The 21,562-nt window shown below is 61.0% G+C and carries 12 protein-coding genes; 8 read left to right on the top strand and 4 right to left on the bottom strand.

Translation table 11 applies throughout. The features are described from left to right. Nucleotides 1-240: 240 nt before the first annotated feature. The gene (locus AB4N44_RS26950; RefSeq protein ID WP_127926552.1) at nucleotides 241-1,575 is read right to left on the bottom strand and encodes a lysine N(6)-hydroxylase/L-ornithine N(5)-oxygenase family protein; all 1,335 of its coding nucleotides are present in this window, start codon (nucleotides 1,573-1,575) and stop codon (nucleotides 241-243) included. Nucleotides 1,576-1,707: 132 nt separating this feature from the next. Beyond that, on the bottom strand, nucleotides 1,708-2,190 hold the full coding sequence (locus tag AB4N44_RS26945; protein ID WP_460111345.1) for a sigma-70 family RNA polymerase sigma factor: 483 nt from the start codon (nucleotides 2,188-2,190) through the stop codon (nucleotides 1,708-1,710). A 319-nt stretch (nucleotides 2,191-2,509) separates the two neighbouring features. On the opposite strand from AB4N44_RS26945, the gene AB4N44_RS26940 reads away from it, so the two are divergent. From AB4N44_RS26940 to AB4N44_RS26930, 3 genes are read left to right on the top strand one after another with little or no spacing between them, the layout of a single operon-like run. Beyond that, a complete protein-coding gene (locus AB4N44_RS26940; protein ID WP_150751591.1) occupies nucleotides 2,510-3,682 on the top strand; it encodes an efflux RND transporter periplasmic adaptor subunit in 1,173 nt (390 codons plus the stop codon). Beyond that, nucleotides 3,683-5,656: a MacB family efflux pump subunit gene (locus AB4N44_RS26935; RefSeq protein WP_460111347.1), complete on the top strand. Its 1,974-nt coding sequence runs from the start codon at nucleotides 3,683-3,685 to the stop codon at nucleotides 5,654-5,656. A gap of 7 nt (nucleotides 5,657-5,663) precedes the next feature. Then, on the top strand, nucleotides 5,664-7,058 hold the full coding sequence (locus tag AB4N44_RS26930) for an efflux transporter outer membrane subunit (protein ID WP_150776586.1): 1,395 nt from the start codon (nucleotides 5,664-5,666) through the stop codon (nucleotides 7,056-7,058). Between the two features lie 113 nt (nucleotides 7,059-7,171). Here AB4N44_RS26930 and pvdP read toward each other — a convergent pair whose 3' ends face one another. Next, nucleotides 7,172-8,791: a pyoverdine maturation tyrosinase PvdP gene (gene pvdP / locus AB4N44_RS26925; RefSeq protein ID WP_460111350.1), complete on the bottom strand. Its 1,620-nt coding sequence runs from the start codon at nucleotides 8,789-8,791 to the stop codon at nucleotides 7,172-7,174. A 185-nt stretch (nucleotides 8,792-8,976) separates the two neighbouring features. Between pvdP and pvdM the strand changes: the two genes are divergently transcribed. The 5 genes from pvdM to AB4N44_RS26900 all read left to right on the top strand — a co-directional run bounded on the left by pvdM (nucleotide 8,977) and on the right by AB4N44_RS26900 (nucleotide 18,717). Next, on the top strand, nucleotides 8,977-10,347 hold the full coding sequence (pvdM, locus tag AB4N44_RS26920) for a pyoverdine-tailoring dipeptidase-like protein PvdM (RefSeq protein ID WP_460111352.1): 1,371 nt from the start codon (nucleotides 8,977-8,979) through the stop codon (nucleotides 10,345-10,347). Further along, a complete protein-coding gene (gene pvdN / locus AB4N44_RS26915; protein WP_127926544.1) occupies nucleotides 10,344-11,636 on the top strand; it encodes a pyoverdine-tailoring periplasmic protein PvdN in 1,293 nt (430 codons plus the stop codon). Before pvdM ends, pvdN begins: the two co-directional genes overlap by 4 nt. Before the next feature lie 46 nt (nucleotides 11,637-11,682). Then, nucleotides 11,683-12,594, top strand: coding sequence for a dihydropyoverdine dehydrogenase (gene pvdO, locus AB4N44_RS26910; RefSeq protein ID WP_460111353.1), 912 nt, complete (start codon nucleotides 11,683-11,685; stop codon nucleotides 12,592-12,594). A gap of 162 nt (nucleotides 12,595-12,756) precedes the next feature. Further along, nucleotides 12,757-14,418, top strand: coding sequence for a cyclic peptide export ABC transporter (locus AB4N44_RS26905; protein WP_127926542.1), 1,662 nt, complete (start codon nucleotides 12,757-12,759; stop codon nucleotides 14,416-14,418). 126 nt (nucleotides 14,419-14,544) lie between these two features. Then, complete coding sequence (locus AB4N44_RS26900; RefSeq protein WP_460158226.1) at nucleotides 14,545-18,717, top strand: amino acid adenylation domain-containing protein; 4,173 nt, start codon at nucleotides 14,545-14,547, stop codon at nucleotides 18,715-18,717. 153 nt (nucleotides 18,718-18,870) lie between these two features. Here AB4N44_RS26900 and AB4N44_RS26895 read toward each other — a convergent pair whose 3' ends face one another. Continuing rightward, a complete protein-coding gene (locus AB4N44_RS26895) occupies nucleotides 18,871-21,351 on the bottom strand; it encodes a TonB-dependent siderophore receptor (RefSeq protein WP_460111355.1) in 2,481 nt (826 codons plus the stop codon). Between the last annotated feature and the right edge of the window lie 211 nt (nucleotides 21,352-21,562).

The following is a 21,562-nucleotide window of genomic DNA, read 5'->3' as shown; positions in this document are numbered from 1 at the left end:
ACGCGCGAAGCTTACGCTCCGATGATTGGAGAGTAAACCCGCAAAAGGCAGTGAGTCGGGGAATGTGGGGGGATGTTCAGGAAGGGTTCAGGATTCGGATTTTGCGGTGATTTTAATGGCCCCTTCGCGAGCAGGCTCGCTCCCACATTGGATCTTCATCTGACACAAAATCTGTGTTCACTGAAAATCCCCTGTGGGAGCGAGCCTGCTCGCGAAAGCGGTATGTGAGGCGCTAAAAAATCAGCTGGCAGTCGCCAACAACAGATCCGCCATCGACCGATGCCCACGGTTCTTGCCATGCTCGTACAGCGAGCCGGCAATCTCGTCCGCGCGAATCGGCAACACCGACAGCAGCGTATCGCTCAGACCATGGCTGGCCTGGCAGAAGCCCTGCATGTAGATGCCGGCCTTGCAGCGCTCGTCGGTGATCAGTTTGTAGTTGCGATCAACCTCGAAGTCGCCCAGGTATTCTTCCAGCGGCGCCAGCAGTTTGCGGTGCATCTGCCGTTCGTAACCGGTGGCCAGAACAACAGCGTCGTAATTGCGCACGGTGACTTCGCCGGTGGCGCTGTTGCGCACGGCCAGTTCGATACCGTTTTCGGTGGCGGTGGCTTTTTCCACGGTGGTCAGGGTGCGGAATGCGTGACGGGCGATCCCGGAAACCTTCTGGCGATAGAAAATGCCGTAGATGCGTTCGATCAGGTCGATGTCGACCACCGAATAGTTGGTGTTGTGGTACTCGTTGACCAGACGCTCACGCTCGGCGCTGTTTTGCTGGAACACCAGGTCGGTGAATTCCGGCGAGAACACTTCGTTGACGAACGGGCTGTCGTCCGCAGGCTTCAGTGCCGAGCCGCGCAGGATCATGTCGACCTGTACCGACGGGAACGAATCATTCAGGTCGATGAAGGCTTCCGCCGCACTCTGCCCGCCACCGATGATCGCAATGCTCATTGGCTGATTGTTCACGCACGGCTGTTTGGCCATTTGCGATAAATACTGAGAGTGGTGGAACACGCGAGTGTCACCCTTCAGCGCTTTGAACGCCTCAGGAATACGCGGCGTGCCGCCGGCGCTGACCACCACCGAACGGGTGGTGCGCACATGTTGCAGGCCGTCGCTGCCACGGGAAATGACGCGCAGCGCTTCAACCTGATGGTTGTGCAGCACCGGTTCGATGGTCAGCACTTCCTCACCGTAACGGCTCTGCGCGGTGAACTTGCCGGCGACCCAGCGCAGGTAATCGTTGTACTCCATGCGGCACGGATAGAAGGTGCCGAGGTTGATGAAGTCGACCAGACGGCCGTGATCCTTCAGATAGTTGACGAACGAGTACGGGCTGGTCGGATTGCGCAGGGTCACCAGATCCTTGAGAAAGGAAATCTGCAACTCGCTTTGCGTCGACAGGGTGTTGCCGTGCCAGCTGTAGTTGGCCTGCTTGTCGAGGAACAGCACATCCAGCTCGCCCTGGATCGGGCCGCGCTCTTGCAGAGCGATGGCCAGCGCCAGGTTCGAAGGGCCGAAACCGACGCCGATCAGGTCGTGAACGATGGGCGATGCAATTGCCTGTGTCATTTCCAGTGTCCTCTGGATGAACCCCTCAACCGTGGGGATAAAGCCTGGGTGACCTGACCGGCCCGAAGCAGGACAGCAGATCGTCTGTTGAGTAGGAACGAGGACGGTGAAAAAAAATTTACTGAGGAAGGATCAATGGACGTCCCATTGTTTGATCCGCACCCGGCAATGTTTCATGGCATTGACGATGTGTTTCTCCACCAGCGCTTTGGAAATCCCCAGGCTCTCGGCGATTTCGTTATGGGACAGACCTTCGATCTTGCGCAGCAAAAAACTTTCGCGACACAGCGGGGACAATTCTGCCAGTGCGCGCTGAAGCATCGCCAGACGTTGTCCGTGATCAAGTGTGCCATGGGGCGACGGGGTGAAATAGCGCTCTTCGCTGTCCAGCACGTCAAGCGGCTCGGCCTGCCGCAAGGCGTTGCGCCGATGATCATCGATGACCAGGTTCAATGCCGTGCGATAAAGGAAAGCCCGCGGTTGTTCGATCGGCGTATCGCTGGAACGCTCCAGCACCCGCACATAAGCTTCATGCACCACATCTTCGGCCACCTGACGGTTGCCCAGCCTGGCGTTAAGGAAACACACCAGCTCGCGATAGTAGTTCTCCAACATGACTCCCGACCGCTGCGGTGCGGTTTCGATCCTTGAGCCAGATCCGCGATGGTCAAAACGACAATGGCAGGATGGTGGCAATTTCAGATGCGTAATTTATAGTAATTCTCATATAGATTTAAAGCGCTGTTTCGATTTGCCCGACAAATTGTTGCCCGCTATACCTGTTACCGCGTTTTGCAGCGCTTAAATTACCCATCGCGTCTCTCGTTTAAAGGACAGTTCCCCGTATCTGTCGCCTCCTGCGTCAGCGTTCGGTCGTGGCCCGCGTGCGGTGCCGGCTGGATGAGGGGTCGATTTTCACTGGCCGGAACCCTGCATGAAACGTCCCCGCCCCGCCCGACGCGCCCTGCTCGCAGCCCTTTGTCTGATTCCCGTTGTCGCCGTAGCCGCCTGGCAGATATTGCCCCCTGGCCGGGACAAGTTCGCCACCGTGCCAGTCAGTCGTGGCGACATTGAAAGCAGCGTCACCGCGCTGGGCACGTTACAGCCCAGGCGCTATGTGGACGTCGGCGCCCAGGCTTCCGGGCAAATCCGCAAAATCCATGTGGAAGTCGGCGACGTGGTCAAGCAAGGCCAATTGCTCGTGGAAATCGATCCGTCCACGCAAAAGGCCAAGCTCGACGCCAGCCAGTTCTCCATCGAAAACCTCAAGGCGCAGTTGCAAGAACAACAGGCCCAGCACGAACTGGCGCGGCAGAAGTACCAGCGCCAGCAGAACCTCGCGGCTGGCGGCGCCACCCGTGAAGAAGACGTGCAGACAGCCCGCGCCGAACTCAAGGCCACCCAGGCGCGTATCGACATGTTCCGCGCCCAGATCCGCCAAGCCGAGGCCAGCCTGCGCAGTGATCAGGCCGAGCTCGGCTACACACGCATCTATGCGCCGATGGAAGGCACCGTGGTCGCACTCGATGCCCGCGAAGGCCAGACACTCAATGCCCAGCAACAGACGCCACTGATTCTGCGCATCGCCAAACTTTCGCCGATGACGGTCTGGGCCGAGGTTTCCGAGGCCGATATCGGCCATGTCAAACCGGGCATGACCGCTTACTTCACCACGCTCAGCGGGGGTAATCGGCGCTGGAGCAGCACCGTTCGGCAAATTCTGCCGGTGCCACCCAAGCCGCTGGACCAGACCAGTCAAGGCGGTGGCAGCCCGGCCAGCTCAAGTAAAAGCGGCAGCGCGCGCGTGGTGCTGTACACCGTGCTGCTGGACGTCGATAACGCCGACAACGCCTTGATGGCAGAGATGACCACGCAAGTGTTCTTCGTCGCTGACCAGGCGAAAAACGTGCTCACCGCACCGGTCGCCGCCCTGCAAGGCAGCGCCGTGGCCAATCGGCAGACCGCGCAGGTCATCACCGCCAATGGCGAGATTCAGTCCCGCGAAGTACGCACCGGCATCAGCGACCGTCTTAGAGTGCAGATTGTCGAGGGCTTGAACGAAGGCGATCACTTGTTGATCGGCCCGGCCGACGGCAGCGGAGGTTGAATGCAAACGCCTCTGATCGAACTGCAGGACATCCGCAAATCCTACGGCGGCGGTGACGCTCCCGAAGTTCACGTGTTGCGTGGGATTGACCTGTCGATTCACGCCGGCGAATTCGTGGCGATTGTGGGGGCGTCCGGCTCCGGAAAATCAACATTGATGAACATTCTTGGCTGCCTCGACCGACCGACAAACGGTGAATACCGTTTTGCCGGGGAAAACGTCGCCGGCCTCGACAGCGATGAACTCGCCTGGCTGCGGCGCGAAGCCTTCGGTTTCGTGTTCCAGGGCTATCACCTGATTCCGTCCGGCTCGGCCCAGGAAAACGTCGAGATGCCGGCCATCTACGCCGGCACCCCCGCCGCCGAACGGCATGCCCGCGCCGCCGCCCTGCTCGACCGCCTCGGTCTGGCCGCGCGCACCGGCAACCGCCCGCATCAACTGTCCGGAGGCCAGCAACAACGCGTGTCGATTGCCCGCGCACTGATGAATGGCGGCCACATCATCCTCGCCGACGAACCGACCGGCGCCCTCGACAGCCACAGCGGCAAGGAAGTCATGGCGCTGCTCGATGAACTGGCGAGCCAGGGCCACGTTGTCATTCTCATCACCCACGACCGCGAAGTGGCGGCGCGTGCCAAGCGCATTATCGAAATCAGCGATGGCTTGATCGTCAGCGATAGCGCCAGAAACAACCCCGATGCCCAGACCAGTGCCAATCCCGGTGCCCTGCAAGCGGTGGATCTGCGCAAGCGCTTGAGCGAAGGCGCCGAAGCTACCGGGGCCTGGAAAGGCGAACTGGTGGACGCCCTGCACGCCGCGTGGCGAGTGATGTGGATCAACCGCTTCCGCACCGCGCTGACCCTGCTCGGCATCATCATCGGCGTAGCCTCGGTGGTGGTGATGCTTGCGGTCGGCGAAGGCAGCAAGCGTCAGGTCATGGCGCAGATGGGCGCGTTCGGCTCGAACATCATTTATCTCAGCGGCTCGGCGCCCAACCCGCGAACGCCACCGGGCATCATCACCCTCGACGATGTGCATGCCCTGGCGAGCCTGCCCCAAGTACAGCGGATCATGCCGGTCAATGGGGCCGAGGCCGGTGTGCGCTTCGGCAATGCCGACCACCTGAGTTACGTCGGCGGCAATGACACCAACTTCCCGGCAATCTTCAACTGGCCGGTGGTTCAGGGCAGTTACTTCACTGAGGCCGACGAACAGAACGCGGCAGCCGTTGCGGTGATTGGCCACAAGGTGCGGACCAAACTCCTCAAAGACGTTGCCAACCCGATTGGCCAGTACATTCTGATCGAGAACGTGCCGTTTCAGGTGGTCGGGGTATTGGCGGAAAAAGGTGCCAGCTCCGGCGATTCCGACAGTGACAACCGCATCGCCGTGCCCTACTCCGCCGCCAGCGTAAGACTGTTCGGCACGCGCAATCCAGAGTACGTGGCCATCGCTGCCGCCGACGCGCGCAAGGTCAAGGACACCGAACACGCCATCGAACAATTGATGCTGAACCTGCACAACGGCAAGAAGGATTTTGAACTGACCAACAACGCCGCGATGATCCAGGCCGAAGCGCGCACGCAAAACACCCTGTCGCTGATGCTCGGCTCGATTGCGGCGATCTCGTTGCTGGTCGGCGGCATCGGCGTGATGAACATCATGCTCATGACCGTTCGCGAACGCACTCGCGAGATCGGCATCCGCATGGCCACCGGCGCCCGCCAGCGCGACATCCTGCGCCAGTTTCTCACTGAAGCGGTGATGCTCTCGGTGGTCGGCGGCATCGCCGGCATCGCCCTGGCGCTGATCATTGGCGGCGTGCTGATTCTCAGTGAAGTCGCGGTGGCGTTCTCATTGATGGCGGTACTCGGCGCATTTGGTTGCGCCTTGGTCACCGGTGTTGTCTTCGGCTTCATGCCGGCCCGCAAAGCTGCCCGACTCGACCCGGTCACGGCCCTTACCAGTGAATGATCGCTCTATGAAACCGCGCCTCAGTCTGTTGACCGTCTGCCTGATACTCAGCGCTTGCGGCAGTACCCCACAACCCCCGGACAGCGGCATCGTGCCGCCGGCCGCCTGGCAATCGCCGCAGAGCACCAGCGCCGAACGCGACGCCCTGCGCTGGTGGACGCGCTTCGCCAGCCCGCAACTCAATCAACTGATCGAACAGGCCCAGGTCGGCAGTTATGACCTGGCCGCGGCCATCGCTCGCGTCCGTCAGGCGCGTGCCGACACGGTGATTGCCGGCGGTTCGCAGCTGCCGGAAATACAAGGCACCGGCAATGCCAATCGGCAGAAGCTGTTGCGTGGCGAGGGCTATCGTCAACTGGATGCCGACAGCAGTAACAGGGCGGTGGACTACTTCGACGTCGGCCTCAGCGCCAGTTACGAAATCGACTTCTGGGGCGGTAAGCGCGCATCGCGCGACAGCGCACAGTTCAGTTTGCAGGCCAGCGAGTTCGATCGCGCCACCGTCGAATTGACCTTGCTCAGCGGCGTCGCCAACAGTTACACCCAGGTGCTATCGCTGCAGGAGCAGAGTCGCATTGCCGAGCTGAACCTGGCCAATGCGCAAAGCGTTCTGCAACTGGTGCAGACGCGCTACAACGCCGGCTCGGCCACCGCGCTGGAGCTGGCCCAGCAGAAAAGCCTGGTGGCCGCGCAGCAACGCCAACTGCCGACCGTCCGGCAACAAGCCCAAGATGCGCGGATCGCGCTGGCAGCGCTGCTCGGGCGTCCGGTGCAAGACCTGCCGGCCAGCCACGAGTCCTTCGACCAGTTGCAATGGCCGCCAATATCCGCCGGCGTACCCAGCGAACTGCTGACGCGGCGCCCGGATATTGCCCGTGCCGAGGCCCAATTGGCGGCAGCTCAGGCGAACGTCACAGTGGCACGAGCGGCGATGCTGCCGAAAATCACGCTGGGCGCGAGCATCGGCTCCGGCGCCAACCAGGCGGATGACCTGTTGCGCAGTCCGTTCTACAACCTCACCGCAGGGCTGATCGCACCGATCTTCAACAATGGTCGTTTGGGTGCAGAGCGCGACAAAGCGACGGCTCGTCAGGAGGAGCTGCTGGAAACTTATCGCGGCGCCATCATCAACGGTTTCGCCGACGTCGAAAAAGCCCTCAACAGCATCCGTGGACTTGATCAACAACGGCAGTGGCAGAGCGAAGAACTGAACCAGGCGCAAACCGCCTTCAACATCGCCCAGAGCCGTTATCAAGCCGGCGCCGAGGACTTGCTGACCGTACTGGAAACCCAGCGCACGCTGTATGCGGCGCAGGATCAGAACGTGCAACTGCGGCTGTCGCGAATGCAGGCGAGTATTGCCTTGTACAAGGCATTGGGCGGGGGCTGGCAGGCGCTGTAATCGGGTCGAATTCAGACCGCTTCGCGAGCAAGCTCGCTCCCAGATAAGATCCTCTTAGCCTCGGAGATCAAATGTGGGAGCGAGCTTGCTCGCGAACGAACGAAAACGCCCCCTCAAGCCGGGCTGGTTTTGGCCTTCAGATTGCGCGCATACCACGGCCGTGGCGGCACGCGACGGAACAGTCCGGCGAGTTTCTTCTCGTCATTGAGGAAGGTGATGCGCAGCGCCAGCTTCATGGTCTCCGGGTCCATCTCCACCGTCTTGCCCGCCTGCAACCCCGGCGTAGTGCTGCAGCCATGGGTGACCGGCCCCAGCCACGGATCATCGACTTCGTTCCAGCGCCCTGGTGCAAACCACTGCACACCATTGACCACCTTGCGAGTGACTTCACCCGGATGGAAGCGCTCGTGGGCGCGGAACCAGTCCTCAATGCGATCGTCGATCCAGCCATGGAAATGCCAGAACGCCGGGTTGACGTGAGACGAAAAGGGATCGCCCAGAAAGTCGTTTTCCGCGCCATACCAGCGCGGCGCGAAATCGGCCTGATCGCGGGCAAACGGCACTGGCTGGCCATTGGACGGATCACGCGGCACCGACGCCCAGCGCATGTGCAGCCAGTCGTGCAGCCCCAATTCAACCTCGGAACCGAACTGACCGAGCGTGAGTCTGGCCAGGTACACCGGATCACGGTATTGCGACTCCCAGACCTGGAAGTTGCTTTCGTAGGTCTCGGCCGTCTTGATGTCGCTGACCCACTTGCTGTACTCGTCATCACCGTCCGCCAGCCATGCGGGCGGCAGCGCCGTGCCGTCATGGTTGTCGAAGTAACGGGCGAAGCCCGGGCGATCACGGATCAATTCCGGTTGTGGCAGCGGAAAGTATTGCCACGATGGCAGGTCCTGCATTGAACGCGCCGTGCCGAGCATGTGCCGATGCATGAAGAAGAAATCCACACCGGAACCGTTGCGGTCCTTGCGCGGCCCACGGGCATCGCGCTCCTTGTCACGCGGTCCGGGCTGCCAGCCGATGCCGCGCAAGGCTTCACGTTTGTCTTCAGGCAAGGTGTGCCACTTGTCCCGCGTGGCATGCCACAACTGGTGGAACAGTCGGTGCTCGGGGGAAATCAACCAGGCCAGCAGCGTCGGATTCAACGGTGTCCGCTCACGCGCCTCGGGAAACAGTCGCTTGACTGCGACAAATCCATTGTCCTCTGCTGGCAAGGCCAGGGGGCGATCCAGACGCATCGCTTTTCCGCTGAGGGTGCCTTTGCCGGCGTTGCCGAAATCGGCCCAGACCTCATCGAGGATCATTTCCAGCTCATAGTTGATCTGGCCTTGTGCACCAACCAGCCGCCAACTCAGTTTCGCCGCATCGGCACCGGCCAGATCGCCAAGAATTCGGTAACGAGGTGTTTCGCCGGAGCGCAAACGCTCCGGCGTATCAAGAAAACCACAGACGCCACGACCTTTCTGGCCGATGTCGAGGAACACTTGCAGCCCCTGGGCCGGAAGCCCTTCAAGGCCTGCGTCACGGCCTTCGAAGCGAATATCCCAGACGCCCCGCAAGGCACTGGCCAAACGTTGTCCGGCGAGATCGGCGACGTCGAAAGACGCTTCACCCGGAGTGATCGTCGGATCCGGCTTCGTCCATTCACGATGCCCAAAATAAGCCGCCGGCACGGCAGCGCCGGTCAGCGCCAGGCCCGCCATGAACCATCGTCGAGAAATCTTCATTGCCCTACCTGTGTCAGCCATGAAGCAGGCTTTATCCAAGCTAGAACGTTTGCTGCCCGGGCAAATTTAAGCCGTCATTTTCGCCACGGGGCGCTCGTCCTAAATTTCCCCGTCGATCGCTCGTTCCTCCCAGATAGCAAAGGCTTTGCGCCTGCACCTCGATGGCGAACCCGACTGAGATGGCAATGACAAAACCACGTTCGAAAAAGGCTCTATTCATCGGCCTGCCCTTAGCCCTGGCGATCAGTGCCGGTGCAGGCTTTGCCGCTTGGCAGCACTGGCTCAAGGATGAGCTCGGCTATCCGGCGAAGATCGTGAAACAGGCGGATGAACTGCACGAACGCATGCTCTCCTTCGACAGTCATGTCAGCCTGCTGCAGGACTTCGGCACCCAGGGCAACGAAGCCGATAAAGATGGTACAGGCCAGTTCGACCTGGCCAAGGCTGGCCGTGGGCGCTTGTCCGGTGCCGCACTGACCATTTTCGGCTGGCCGGAAATGTGGAACGGCCCCGATGCCCCGCACAAACCGACTGCCGGCTTCATCGACGAAGCCCGCAACCAGCAGGAAATCCGCTACCGGATTATCTCCGGCATGGTTCGCGACTTCCCCAATCAAGTCGCGATCGCCTACACACCGGACGATATGCGGCGCCTACATGGCGAAGGCAAGTTCGCGATTTTCATCAGCATGCTCAACGCCTACCCACTGGGTCATGACCTGAGCCTGCTGGACCTGTGGACGGCGCGCGGCATGCGCATGTTCGCCTTCAGTTACATCGGCAATAACGACTGGGCTGATTCTTCGCGGCCGCTGCCGTTTCTGAATGATTCGCCGGACGCCCTCGACGGCCTCTCGGACCTGGGCAAGCAAGCGGTCAAACGCCTCAACGATCTGGGCGTGATCATCGATGTCTCGCAAATGTCCACCAAGGCGCTGGAGCAAGTCGCTCAACTGAGTCGTACGCCACTGGTCGCCTCGCACTCGGCGCCGCGAGCGATGGTCGATATTCCGCGCAACCTCAGCGACAAGGAAATGCAACTGATCAAGAACAGCGGCGGCGTCGTGCAGATCGTCGCGTTCTCGCAGTACCTGCGCCCGCTCACTCAGCAAACCCAGGACAAACTCAACGAACTGCGCAAGGAGTTCGACCTGCCGCCACTGCCGAACCTGGCGATGGCATTGATGCCTGGCGATCCGATCATTTCAGCCTGGTCCGAACGCAAATTCGGCCAGTACGCCAGTCGCCTCTACGCGATCCTTGAAGAGGAGCCGAAAGCCAGCCTGAAGGATCTGGGCGACGCCATCGAATACGCCGTGCGCAAGATCGGCATCGACCATGTCGGTATCAGCTCCGACTTCAATGAAGGCGGCGGCGTCAAAGGTTTCGAGAACGTCGGCGAGATCCGCAATGTCACCGCTGAACTGCTGTCGCGCGGTTACTCCGAAGCCGACATCGGCAAACTCTGGGGTGGCAACTTCCTGCGCGTCTGGGGCGAAGTCGAGAAAGCCGCGAAACCGGCGCTGGCCAACGCGCAGGGAACGACGCAGCCATGAGTAATCGTCGTGATTTTCTGAAACAGGCCGGACTGCTCGCCGCTGCGCTGCCACTGGGCGCCAGCCTGCCGAACATCGCCAGCGCTGCCGCTACGGCTGCGCCCCCTGCGCCAATGCCGCGCAGCAAGTGGACGCAGTTGCAGCAACTGTTCGATCAGGATCCGGACTACCTGCACTTTTCCAACTTCCTGATCACCTCGCACCCGAAACCCGTGCGCGAAGCGATCGAACGACATCGCGCCGCCCTCGACAAAAATCCCGGCCTGGCCATGGATTGGGACCTCGGCGTGATCGAGCAGCGCGAGGAAAACGTGCGAGTCTGGGCCGGCCAATACCTGCAAGCCAAGGCCAAACAGATCGCCCTGACCGGCAGCACTACTGAAGGTCTGACGATGATTTACGGCGGTGTGCATGTGCGCCCCGATCAGGAAATCCTCACCACCGCCCACGAACACTATGCCACCCACACAATCCTCGCCTTGCGCAAGGAACGTGAAGGCACGCAGGTGCGCAAGATCCGTCTGTTCAAGGATCCGCAGACCGCGACCAAAGCCGAAATCCTCACCGCCATCGACACGGCCATCCGCCCGGAAACCCGTGTGCTGGGCATGTGCTGGGTGCATTCGGGCAGCGGCGTGAAGCTGCCGATCGGTGACATCGGCGCCATCGTCGACAAACACAACCGTGGCCGCAGCGATGCCGAGCGGATCATTTATGTGGTCGACGGCGTGCACGGTTTCGGCGTCGACAACCTGAGTTTCGCGCAGATGAACTGTGATTTCTTCATCGCCGGCACCCACAAGTGGATGTTTGGCCCGCGCGGCACCGGCATCGTCTGCAGCCGTTTCGAGGAGGTCAAATACGTGACGCCGATCACCCCGACCTTCTCCGAGGCCACAGCGTTTTCCACCACCATGACGCCCGGTGGCTATCACTCCTTCGAGTATCGCTGGGCGCTGGACGAAGCCTTCAAGCTGCACCTGCAACTGGGCAAGGCCGAGGTCGAAGCGCGCATCCACGCGCTCAACAGCTACCTGAAGAAGCGCCTGCTGGAACACCCGCAAATCGAACTCGTCACCCCGCTGAGTCCGCAACTGTCGGCCGGTTTTACCTTCTTTCGAGTCAAGGGCCAGGACAGCGACAAAGTCGCCGCGTACCTGATGCAGAACCGCGTGGTTGCCGACGCCGTGAACCGCGATGTGGGTCCGGTGATTCGTACTGCGCCGGGCCTGCTCAACGACGAAGCGCAAATCGATCGTTTGATGGCGTTACTGGCCAAACAGCTGTAGGCGCCACGCTCCCACGTTTCCTTTCAACCTGTTATCGAGAGTCATGATGAACAGTAGTGAACTGCGTAATTTTTCCTTGAACGCGTTGCCCGCGCTCGGTCTGGCCGCATTGCTCGGTTGTACCTTGCCGGGGCTGGCGCAAGCGGCCGAACCGCTCAAACCGGGCAAAGTCTTCAAGGACTGCAAGGACTGCCCGGAAATGGTCGTGCTGCCCACCGGCACCTTCACCATGGGCACCCCGGAGGACGAAGTCGGCCGCGAGCCGGACGAAGGTCCGATGCACCCGGTGACCTTTGCCCAACCCTTGGCCATCAGTCGTTTCCAGGTGCTCAAAGGGCAATGGGACGCCTACCTCGCCGACACCGGCTATCAGATGCCCGACGGCGACAAACGCCCGGGCCGCGCGTGCAAGGCCGGTATTCCCGACTACGCGGGCAGCGATCCGAAAAAGCAGTACACCGACAAGCATCCGGCCGTGTGCATGGACTTTCCCGAGGCCGAGGCCTATGTAGCCTGGCTGTCGAAGAAAACCGGTAAATCGTATCGACTGGTCAGCGAATCGCTGCGTGAATACGCCGCCCGTGCCGGTAGCACCGGGCCTTTCCCGTTCCCCTTCGATGAGGGCAAGGAATACAGCATCGCCAAACACGCCAACACCTATGGCGCCGCCGACGGCTACAACTTCACCGCTCCGGCAGGCAAGTTCCCGGCCAATGCCTTCGGCGTCTACGACATGCACGGCAACATCTACGAATGGACCGCCGACTGCTACAACGAAAACTATGTCGGCGCGCCGAGTGATGGCAGCGCCGGGTTGACCGGTGACTGCAAGATTCGCCGCATCCGCGGCAACGACTGGGGTGAAGCACCGGTGTTCTCGCGCTCGGGCAATCGCAATGCCACCTACAGCGACACCCGCGGCGACTGGATTGGTTTTCGCGTCGCGCGCGATCTGTAAGGACAGCTGCACCGGCAGCCGCCACGACGGCGCTGGCCGCTCGCTCGTCGCTTCAGCCTCGATAAACCCGTGGTCGGCTAAATCGCCGCCCACGGGTTTCGTCTTTTAACCAGCCCAATCCTTGAAACGATGCCGTTAGCGGCACTAGAAGCGGAAACCTCCATGACCACAAAATCGCGCGGAGCCATCAGTGAAGTCCTCGGCCTGCTCAAGCCTTACCGGGTCGTCGTGGCGCTGTCGATCCTGCTCGGCATGCTCGGTGGCGTCAGCGTCACTGCCCTGCTGGCGACCATCAACAAAGCCCTGAACGGCACCGGTGTTCCGTCAGCCAGCGTGCTGCTGACATTTGCCGGCCTCTGCGCGTTTGCACTGCTGACTTCGATTCTGTCGGACATCGGCACCAACCACGTCGGCCAGCACATCATCGCCGGCCTGCGTAAATCACTCGGCGAAAAAGTCCTGCTCGCGCCTATCGAGCAGATCGAACGGTTTCGCAGCCATCGCCTGATTCCGGTGCTGACCCATGATGTCGACACCGTCAGTGATTTCGCGTTTTCCTTCGCGCCGCTGGCGATCGCTTTCACCGTCACCCTCGGTTGCCTGGGTTACCTGGCCTACCTGTCCCTGCCGATGTTTGCCCTGCTGTTGATCGCGATCGTGATCGGCACCGTCGTCCAATACATTGCCCGCGCCAAAGGCATCAAAGGTTTCGAAGCGGCGCGCGAGGCCGAAGACGAACTGCAGAAGCACTACAGCGCAATCGCTGCGGGTGCCAAGGAACTGCGTATTCATCGCCCGCGCCGCCAACGCATGTTCAGCCAGCGCATCGAGGGCACGGCGGATTACATCTGCAACACGCACATCCGCTCGATCAACACGTTCGTGGTGGCGAAAACCTTTGGCTCGATGCTGTTTTTCGTGGTGATCGGTCTGGCCCTGGCGCTGCAATCGTTCTGGCTCGGTACCGATAAAGCGGTGCTCAGCGGTTTCGTGCTGGTGCTGCTGTACATGAAAGGCCCACTGGAATATCTGGTCACCACGTTGCCGGTGGTCAGTCGCGCGAACATTGCCTTCAAACGCATCGCCGAGCTGGCCGAACAGTTTTCCTCGCCGGAACCGCACTTGCTCCTGCGCGAGTCGACGCCCGCGAGCAAGACCGCCGTGCAGCAGTTGCAACTGCACAACGTGCATTACGCCTTCCCGCCGGTTCAGGGCAGCGCAGCGTTTGAACTGGGGCCGGTCAATCTGGACATCGCGCAGGGTGACATCGTGTTTATCGTCGGCGAGAACGGCGGCGGTAAAACCACCCTGATCAAATTGTTGCTGGGACTCTATGCGCCACAACGCGGGGAAGTCCTGCTCAATGGCCAGGTGGTCGATGCCCAGGCTCGCGATGACTATCGCCAACTGTTCACCACGATCTTCGCCGACTACTACCTGTTCGATGAACTGGTACAGGGCGACAAACAAGTGCCGGCCGACACCAGCCGCTATCTGGAACGCCTGGAGATTGCGCACAAGGTGAGCATTAACGACGGTGTTTTCAGCACCACCGATCTGTCCACCGGCCAGCGCAAACGCCTGGCGCTGATCAACGCCTGGCTGGAAGAGCGTCCGGTGCTGGTGTTCGACGAATGGGCTGCCGATCAGGACCCGGCCTTCCGGCGCATTTTCTACACCGAGCTGCTGCCGGAGCTGAAACAGATGGGCAAGACCATCATCGTGATCTCCCACGATGACCGCTACTTCGACGTCGCCGATCAACTGGTGAGGATGGAGGGAGGCCGAGTGGTCACCCACAAAAAGCCCCTCGAGACTGCTTGATCGATTGCACCTTTGCAGCCGGCCGGACACCCGTCCTGCCGGCCTTCAATCCGAATGTTTATCGCCGTGGACCCGACTGTCGGCAACGCCGTCAGCGCTCACGGTGCTGCCAACCACGAGAGCCCGATGAACGACTTACTCGATGATGAGGTACTGGCGCTGCTGATGGCAGATGCCGGCGAGCAATCCCAAGGCATCATTGCCCGTCCCCACCCGGCCCCGGCCCCCCTCTCCTTCGCGCAACAGCGACTGTGGTTCGTACAACAGCTGACACCTGACAGTGCCGCTTACAACTTGCCACGCGCCGTACGCCTGAGCGGCGCCCTGCAAGCACAGCATCTGGAAATGGCGCTGAATAAAGTCATCGCACGCCACGATGTCCTGCGCAGCGCGATCGTCGAGATCGACGGGGTAGCCATGCAGGTGGTCGATGCACACGCAACGCTGCAGTTGGGGTTCGATGATCTGCGCGGCCTGAGCGCTGAAGCGCGCGAACAGCAGATTGCCCAGCGCATTGGCGAAGAGGCCGCCAAGCCCTTCGACCTGAAACAGGCGCCACTGATGCGCGCGACACTGCTGCAAGTCGCTGACACGGAGCACTTGCTGTTGCTCAACATGCACCATATCGCCTCGGACGCCTGGTCCAACGCGATTCTGATGCAGGACCTGACCCGCGCCTACGCGCAAGCGGCAATGGGCATGAGCGCACCACTGGCGCGCCCGGCCATCCAGTACGCCGACTATGCCGATTGGCAGCGTAGCGACTATCTGCACAGCCCGGCCTGCAAGACCAGCGCCGAATACTGGCAGAATTATCTGGGCCAGACGTTGCCGCCGCTGGATCTGCCGGTGGACTTTGCGCGCAATGACCAGCATAGCCATGCGGCCGGCAAACACGACTTCAGCCTGCCCGCCACATTGGCGCAAGCACTCAATCGCTTCTGCCAGCAGCACGGTTTGACTCCCTTTGTGGTCGCGTTGGGTGCCTGGCAATTGCTCCTGAGCCGCTACAGTGGCCAGGACGATTTCACCGTCGGTGTGCCCAACGCCACACGCAACCGCAGTGAAATTCAGGACCTGGTCGGGTTCTTTGTCAGCACGCAGGTGTATCGCGTGCGGATTGACCCGCAGCTGCCTTGCAAGGACTTTCTGCTGCGTCTGCGCCGCGAATCGCTGGCCGCGCTCGACCATGCCGACTACCCCCTGGAATTGAGCTTCGACGACCTGCAACTGCAAAGCAGTCAGCAGATCAATCCGTTGTTCCAGGTACTGTTCAACTGGCGCACGGACGGCGGCACCTCGGTGCCGCTGAACCTGGGCGAATTGACCCTGGACTTTGTCGATGCCGGCAGCGGGCAGGCGAAATTCGACCTGTCGCTGGACGTCAGTTATTCCCTGAACCGCATCGACGCCAACATCGAATTCAGCCGCGACCTGTACCGCCCCGCCACCATCGAGCGGTTGGCCGGGCATTGGCAGAACCTGTTGCACGCCATCACCGCAAATCCCGATGTTGCCCTGAGCGAATTGCCGCTGCTGAGCGACACCGAGTGCCGCCAGCAACGCGAACAATGGAACCCAGCCGTTGCGCCATTGCCGAGCGAAGGCGTGCATCAGCTCTTTGAACGCCAGGCACTGGCCACGCCGCATGCCCTCGCGCTGATTTGCGATGACGTGCGCATGGGCTATGCCCAACTCAACTCGGCAGCCAATGGCCTGGCGCAGACCCTGCACGGCTATGGCGTGGGCCCGGAAGTGCGGGTGGGCATCGCGGTCGAGCGTTCGGCGCGGATGATCGTCAGCCTGCTGGCGGTGCTCAAGGCCGGCGGTGTTTACGTGCCCCTCGATCCCGAATACCCGCAGGAACGCCTGACGTGGATGATCGAAGACAGCGGCTTGAGCGTGCTGCTCAGCCAGCGCTCCTTGCTCCAGCGCCTGCCCTCGGTAGACGCGGTAAGCGTGCTGTGCGTCGACGAACTCGACCTCGCCGATAGCGCGCACAGCGACAACCCGACCTGCCGTACCCATGGCCATAACCTGGCGTACGTGATGTTCACCTCAGGTTCCACCGGTCGACCAAAAGGTGTGGGGATTACCCAGGCGGCTTTGACCCGGCACGCGCAAGTCGCCCTGGAATTCCTCGGCCTGACAGCCGCCGATCGTTCGCTGCAATTTGCCACGTTCAACTTCGATGCCTTTGTCGAACAGCTCTACCCGGCGCTGATCTGCGGCGCGTCGGTGGTACTGCGCGGGCCGGACATCTGGGACAGCCAAACCTGGTACCAGCAGTTGCTCGACAAGCAATTCACGGTCAGCGACCTCACCACCACGTACTGGAACATGCTGGCGAGGGATTTTGCCGCTTTCGGTGTCCGTGACTATGGCCCGTTACGCCAGGTGATCGTGGGCGGCGAAGCCATGCCACCGGAAGGCGTGGCGGCGTGGGGCAAGGCGGGACTTGACCATGTGCGCCTGCTCAACACCTATGGCCCGACGGAAACCACGGTCAGTGCCACGGTGCTCGATTGCAAGGACTACGTCACCGGGCATGCGCCACTGCCGAAAACCATGCCGATCGGCCGCCCCTTGGCTGGACGCGCCATTTACCTGCTGGACAGCGGTGGCCAACCGGTCCCGGTGGGCGTCGTCGGTGAATTGGTGATTGCCGGCGATCTATTGGCCCGGGGCTATTTCCAGCGCCCGGATCTGACCGCCGAACGCTTCATGCCTGACCCGTTCAGCACGCAGGGCGGGCGCCTGTACCGTACCGGCGATCTGGCGCGCTATCGCGCCGATGGCGTCATCGAATACGTCGGCCGACTCGATCATCAAGTGAAGATTCGCGGCTTCCGTATCGAACTCGGTGAAATCGAATCCTGCCTGCTGCAAATCCCGGCCGTTCGCGAAGCCCTGGTCCTTGCCCGCGAAGGATTGGCCGGGATGCAGTTGATCGGTTATATCGTGCCGAGCGACGGTGATTTGTCGAGTGAACAGCACGATCAACTGCGCGCAGCCCTCAAGGCTGAACTGAAAAGCCGTCTGCCCGCCTACATGGTGCCGAGCCATCTGCTGGTGCTGGAAGCCATGCCCGTCAGCCCGACAGGCAAACTTGATCGCAAGGCGTTGCCGCTGCCTGACATCAGTCAATCGGAGACCCGCTTCAAGGCCCCGGAAACTGCATTGGAGCAAGCGCTGGCCGAACTCTGGCAGGAAACCCTGCACGTTGACCGGGTCGGCCTCGACGACAACTTCTTCGAACTGGGCGGGCATTCGATTCTGGCCATCCAGTTTATTGCCGCACTCAATGCGCGCCTGGGGATCAAACTCGCTTTGCAGCAAATGCTCGCCCACGCCACCGTCGAAGCCCTGGCGCAATTCATTGCTACGCAACACCAGCAGCAAGCCCAATGCGTGGTAGAACTCTCGGCCTCGGCCGCCAGCGCCCCACCGCTGTTCTGCCTGCATCCCAGCGGCGGCATCGTGTTCTGCTACCAACCGTTGGCCAAACGCCTGAGCAAACACGCGCGCACTTTCGGCGTGATGCACACAGGCTTCGCCGACAAACACGCCCACGCCCAGACATGGGCGCAAATGATCGTCGATTACACCCGACAGATTATCGATAAACAGGCTGACGGCCCGTATCGTTTGATGGGCTGGTCGCTCGGCGGCTCCATCGCCATGGACATCGCCGCCGAACTGGAGCGTCAGGGACGTGAAGTGAGCTTCCTCGGTCTGGTCGATACCACACTGCCGGACAGCCTGCTGCCGGCAGATCTGCCGCGCAAACCGCTGGAAGAAGAAAATCCCGAGTACTTCAGTGCCGAAAATGAACTGGCGACGGCGGTGGAAATGTTCAGCCTGATGTTCGCTCACCTGCACGAGCCGGCGGCACGCTTCCTCGCCGAAAATCCGCAAACCGATCTCAAGGCTTTCTACCAGTGGGCTAGCCAACAGGCCGCCACCAGCGAACAGGAAATGGTGGCGACACTGGACGCCATCAGACAGGAAATCATGAACGCCCAGGCGTTCGAGATTCATGACCGACTGGTGAAATCCTACGACGCGTTCACGCTGCCGACGCTCAAGGTCGAGGCCAGTTGCTGGTGGTCGCTGTCGCACAAGACGCTGGAGCAGGTGTTGCACTCGGAACAGGTGCTGCGTGAACACACCGTCAGTGGACGCCTGCAAGGCTCGGTGCATTCCACCCTGCCCCACCGCAGCATGATTTACGGTGAGTCGTTGCTTGAGTCCTTTGAAGCGGTGTTCCTGACGTGTGAGGCGGCACTGAACAACTGACTTTCATACTGGCAAACAAAAAACGCAGAAGCGCTGGCTTCTGCGTTTTTGTTTGCGTGATTTGACCCAAAACCTGTGGGCGGTATACAAAAAAAACGGCCCACGCCCTCTTTCGAGGAGCGTGGGCCGCTTCGGTGAAGGCCCTTCAGTGCATCAGAACTTTGGGGTCCACTTCACGGAGAACATCAGGTTGCGTGGATCACCGAAGTTGTTGTTGCCGTCGAGCTGGTTGTAACCGGCCGCAATATACTTCTTGTCGAACAGGTTGTTGGCGTTCACGGCCAGACCGACTTCCGGTGTCAGCTGGTAACCGACACGGGCGTTCCATACGGTGTAACCCGCGACATCGTAGGTCCCTTCGTAACCCAGCGTATGGCTCTGAGTGGTGAAGCCCAGACCGGTGCTGACACGATCCCACTCACCCGGCAACTGGTAGTTGGCCCACATGCGCAGCATGTGTTTTGGCGTCCAGGTGCTGAACACGCGACCTTCCCTGTCCGGGTCTTTGAGGTACTTGGTGGTGTTGTAGGTGTAACCGGCAAACAGTTGCAGGTCTTCCACTACTTCGCCGCTGATCTCGGCGTCGATACCCTGGCTGCGCACTTTGCCCGAGGCCGTCGAGCAGTACGAACCGTCGCACTCGAAGCCACCGGCAATGTCGTTGACCGCACGGTTTTCCTGGTCGTAGCGGAAGAGTGCCAAGGAGGTGTTGACCCGGCCGTCCATCAGCTCGCCCTTGAGACCGATTTCGTAGTTGCTGCCGACCACCGGTTTGAGCACGGTGCCACCGGCATCGCGGTTGGTCTGTGGCTGGAACACGTCGGTGTAACTGGCGTAAACCGCCCACTCGCGGCTCAGGTCATAGACGATACCGGCGTAAGGCGTGACTTCCCCGGTTTCGGTCGCGGTGCTTGGGTCGTTCTTGGTGATGCCGCCGAACGAGGATTGCGCCTTGGATTTGTAGCTGAAGTCATACCAGCTGACACGGGAGCCGAGCACCAGGGTCAGATCGTCGATCGGCTTGACGCGCCAGGTGCCATACAGGCCTTTCTGGCGTACGTCGTATTTACTCAGCGTGCCGCGACCACCCGAAGCGATCAGGCTGTCGTAGTTGATATCGGGACGGTCATTGTTGACGCCGAAAATCGTGTCGCTACTGTTGCTGAAGGTACGGGCGAGCTGATCGTCCGTTTCGAGCTGGGAAAAGTTACCGCCCAACATCACTTCCTGCTGCATCGACAAGGCTTCGAACTTGCCATTCAGGTTCATGTCGATACCGACTTTTGTCGAGTCGAAATCCGTCACGAAGTTGGCGTACTGCACGCCGCTGCCATCCGGTTCCAGACCGTCGCCGGCACTTTGCACGCGCTGGTTTTTCGCCTTGTTGCTCTCGGTCATGCGCACCGCACCGACCTTGAGTGCCCAGTCTTCGTTGAAGCGATGTTCGAGGTCGGCGTAAAGCGTGGTGACGTCGATGTCGGAACTGTTCCAGCGTGCACCGGTGTAGGTGGAGCGCGAGACATCCGGCATCTTGCCGTTAGCGTAACGTGGCAGGCCACGAATCATCGGACGCGAATCACCGTCGGAACGGCTGACGGCCAGGCCCAGGGTGGTGTCTTCGCTCAGGTCGAAGTCCAGCGAGCCGTACAGCGACAGCGTCCGGCTCCAGTCGTGATCAATGAACGAGTTGCTTTGATCCTGATCGGCCACCAGGCGACCGCGGATGGTGCCGGCCTGGTTCAGCGGGCCGCCCGCGTCTACTTGCAGACCGTAATGGTCCCAGGAGCCCGCCTTGGCGGTCACGGACACAGTCGGTGCAGCCTGGCCGCGCTTGCGCACCAGGTTGATGGCGCCACCCGGGCTGCCAGTGCCTTGCAGCAACCCGGAGGCACCGCGCAGGATTTCCAGGCGATCGAAAAACACCAGATCCTGAGTCGCCCAGTTACCCAGCGAATAGGTGTTGCGTGGAATCGGTACGCCGTCGTACTGCCAGTCATCGATCTGGAAACCGCGCGAGGAGATGATCAAACCCTTGCCGACGCCCTGCAGACCCACGACACCGGTGGTCTGGTTCAGCGCATCCTTGAGGTCGACCAGGTCCTGGTCGTCCATCTGCTTGCGGGTCATCACCGTGACCGACTGGGGGATTTCCTTGAGGGTGTGGGTGCCCTTGCCAATCGTCACTGCGTTGGAGGTGTAGGAGTTGCTGCCTTCGGTCGTCGCGCCGATCTGTTGTGCGCTGATGTTGGTCGCACCCAGCTCCAGACCCTGGGTGTTGCTGCCCCGCACCAGCATCAGGGTGTTGCCCTCGACGCTGTAGCGCACGTCGGTGCCCCTGAGCAATTCGGCGATGGCCGCCTGCGGGCTCATCTTGCCGCTGACCGCGTGGCTCTTGAGCCCGGCCATGTCGTCAGCGTTGTAGATCACTTGCTGGTTGGTCTGCTGACCAAACGCCTGCAGCGCCTGTGGCAACGATTGCGCCGGGATATTGATGCTGACGCTTTCAGCCATCACCTGAGCGCTCAAAGGCAATACACAGACCAGCCCCAGCCCCGTCAACACTCGGCGTGAACGCAGGCCGCGGGACATGACGAGTGCCTTGAACAAAGGTTTCAACTCATGAATTGCTGACATCGTGCTCTCTATTATTGGTAGAAGTGAAAGTCCATTGGGCCGACGGGCCCGCCGCTGTCTGCACACGTGAACCGCACACTGTCGCGGGCCCTGCGGGCGACCTGGCAGTGCGTGGCGATCTGCCCCTCCCCGGGCTCGATCATCTGACTGGACATCGGCGAAATATTTTCTGCTGAACAAACCGGTGCATTGGCGGCCCTGCCTGACACGA

The organism is Pseudomonas sp. S3_C06, assembly GCF_054667675.1.
This window is presented reverse-complemented; position numbering and strand designations above follow the sequence as displayed.

Excerpts from the sequence above, each read along its gene's own strand:
- pvdN (WP_127926544.1), top strand. The coding sequence starts at position 10,344 with ATGAGTAATCGTCGTGATTTTCTGAAACAGGCCGGACTGCTCGCCGCT.
- AB4N44_RS26950 (WP_127926552.1), bottom strand. The coding sequence starts at position 1,575 with ATGACACAGGCAATTGCATCGCCCATCGTTCACGACCTGATCGGCGTC.
- AB4N44_RS26930 (WP_150776586.1), top strand. The coding sequence starts at position 5,664 with ATGAAACCGCGCCTCAGTCTGTTGACCGTCTGCCTGATACTCAGCGCT.
- AB4N44_RS26900 (WP_460158226.1), top strand. The coding sequence starts at position 14,545 with ATGAACGACTTACTCGATGATGAGGTACTGGCGCTGCTGATGGCAGAT.
- pvdO (WP_460111353.1), top strand. The coding sequence starts at position 11,683 with ATGAACAGTAGTGAACTGCGTAATTTTTCCTTGAACGCGTTGCCCGCG.
- AB4N44_RS26905 (WP_127926542.1), top strand. The coding sequence starts at position 12,757 with ATGACCACAAAATCGCGCGGAGCCATCAGTGAAGTCCTCGGCCTGCTC.
- pvdP (WP_460111350.1), bottom strand. The coding sequence starts at position 8,791 with ATGAAGATTTCTCGACGATGGTTCATGGCGGGCCTGGCGCTGACCGGC.
- AB4N44_RS26940 (WP_150751591.1), top strand. The coding sequence starts at position 2,510 with ATGAAACGTCCCCGCCCCGCCCGACGCGCCCTGCTCGCAGCCCTTTGT.
- AB4N44_RS26895 (WP_460111355.1), bottom strand. The coding sequence starts at position 21,351 with ATGTCAGCAATTCATGAGTTGAAACCTTTGTTCAAGGCACTCGTCATG.
- pvdM (WP_460111352.1), top strand. The coding sequence starts at position 8,977 with ATGACAAAACCACGTTCGAAAAAGGCTCTATTCATCGGCCTGCCCTTA.
- AB4N44_RS26935 (WP_460111347.1), top strand. The coding sequence starts at position 3,683 with ATGCAAACGCCTCTGATCGAACTGCAGGACATCCGCAAATCCTACGGC.
- AB4N44_RS26945 (WP_460111345.1), bottom strand. The coding sequence starts at position 2,190 with ATGTTGGAGAACTACTATCGCGAGCTGGTGTGTTTCCTTAACGCCAGG.